Genomic DNA, 2130 nt, shown 5'->3' on the forward strand with positions numbered 1-2130 from the left:
GGCTATATGACGCCTGTTCAGTATCGCCAAGAAGCCCTTAAAAAAATTGTCTGATTTACTGTTGACAATCCATCTCAACGACATAAGGGCATGTGTCGAGATCCAAGTGAATGGTGTAGCTCTTGAGTGGAATATCGATATTAGCCCATGCTTTCATCATCTCACCATCTCTTTCGCATTTTAATTGCCAGCATTCTTTATTTCTTGCCCCTGATCATTCTCACACCAAAATACATAATCATGCCAAGCAATAACAACCCCAAAACCTCGAATAATATCCTTGCGGGATCTCCTGAAATACCAAAGGAAACCCTGTGCTGCAGGTGGTCAACTGAGTCATACGATTTAATAATGTCCGGCACATAGTTATAAGTGAGGTACATGCCGCGAAGTACTTGAAATACATAATATGTGATGATAAAGATCAACCCGACTATCAACGCTCGAACGATAGGTCGTTTCATAAATTACTTCCCCCATAATTTCTCAGTTGAATTTAAGCGGCTGCATTTACCCACTTCTCAGATAACAAGTCGCTTTGAAAAGTAATTTGATTCTAACAACTGATTATAGACCCCCACAGAATCTTGACTACGAATAATATCCAAAGACTCTTTATACGTGATACCCATACTCAACATCAGAATTCTTGCTGCATGTAGGAAAATTTCGTGTCCCTCAATAACGGGATCATTCGATAATTCCCTCAGTGAATATCTAGCGGTAAGTGGTGAAGGTTCGATAGATGTAAAACATTTAACTATTTCATAATTCCCTTCCGTTGCTCTTTTTTGACCAGATATACTCCCAGAAACTGCATTCCAAGGAGGTAAAGTTCCTTTATTCATTCTATAAGTCTCAATCAATATACCCTCTAAGACTTTTAGTTCCTCTCTGAACTTATCTTTTGTAAAATCCTGAATTTGAAATTGCTCCGGATCATAGCCAAACCACTTATAAATATTGTTCCTAGTTACTGCCTGGCTCAATGGTGATTGAACAAAAATTGTGAAACCTAGCTTTTCGTTCGTCTGAAAATACTCCATTATCTTTTCATACTTGCAACTTGTAGGGGCAACTGGAAGCAACCCATTGTGTTGTTTAAAGCGTTCTGTTAAGTCTACAGCTAGCCCAATATAAAGTAATTCGTTGGTGTAATAATTCCAGTAACAGTATATTCCTGAAGAAGCCCACCCGTAACTATCTGTTGCGGAACATAAGTCATCAAGTGCAAATGCTATCTGACCAATTTCCTCTTTACGGTAAGCATCCATTATGATAGTCCCAAACAACAAACTACTCCCCCTTTGAAATAATCGACTTCAATTCATCTTGGGTAGCTTCAAGTGCCTGATTAACCCATGTAATTCTGCCACTTTGGACTTCATGGTTCAGCTCAACATCAAAACCATGTTTCCTGTAAAAATGCTCCGATCGATCTATGTGATCCCAGTCGACCCCGGATATCCATCCGGTGATATACCGGACTTGCAGTTGATCGACGAACTGCATGACGGCTTTCATCAGGATCGAACCGTAACCGCGGCTAACTCGCTCGCCTTTGATCTTGATATCCGAAATCCGCATTAGCTTGTTCGTATGGTAAAAGGACAAGAAAGCATTCGAGTCAGGGCTTTTTACCCCCGTAAGGGTTATGATCTTGATACGCAAGTGAATAGTCTGATCTTCAAACTCGTTGTAGTCATTGTGGTGTAGACGATAGATCATGACCGTCTCGCCATGCCGAGTTTGATCGACATGGATTACTTTATGACCGTCTTTCTCGATATCGGCTGTCCGCCACTCGACTTCGTAAGTGATGTCGCTCTTACGCTTCAGCGGGATCGATTTATGTTCACGTTCAAGATCAGCGAAGGGATCTCCGAATAAATTTTTGAACAAGCTACAAACACCTTCTTTACTTCATCTTCAAGTTGATTGTTACAAATTTCGCCATGTGTTGTGTCAAAACCTGCTAAAGCCAAAAGAGCTTTTCAAGATCAATACCCCTGATACCCTTGAAACATATGAGCAAACTCTTTATGAACCGCTTCAAAGTGGATTGTCTACAGTAGATCAGACAATTTTTTTAAGGGCTTCTTGGCGATACTGAACAGGCGTCATATAGCC

The 2130-nt window shown here is 40.6% G+C and carries 2 protein-coding genes and 1 pseudogene; all 3 read right to left on the reverse strand.

The window, feature by feature from the left end:
• Positions 1-299: 299 nt before the first annotated feature.
• Positions 300-431: pseudogene (locus NR121_RS25240) on the reverse strand (cytochrome b6); the annotation flags it as partial.
• A 90-nt stretch (positions 432-521) separates the two neighbouring features.
• The gene (locus NR121_RS24855; RefSeq protein WP_256832135.1) at positions 522-1292 is read right to left on the reverse strand and encodes a GIY-YIG nuclease family protein; all 771 of its coding nucleotides are present in this window, start codon (positions 1290-1292) and stop codon (positions 522-524) included.
• Between the two features lie 4 nt (positions 1293-1296).
• Positions 1297-1902 (reverse strand): GNAT family N-acetyltransferase, encoded by a 606-nt coding sequence (locus NR121_RS24860; protein ID WP_256832136.1) that lies wholly within the window; start codon positions 1900-1902, stop codon positions 1297-1299.
• Positions 1903-2130: the final 228 nt, after the last annotated feature.

This window comes from Paenibacillus sp. Pae15, from assembly GCF_024519685.1.
GTDB lineage: Bacteria > Bacillota > Bacilli > Paenibacillales > NBRC-103111 > Paenibacillus_G > Paenibacillus_G naphthalenovorans.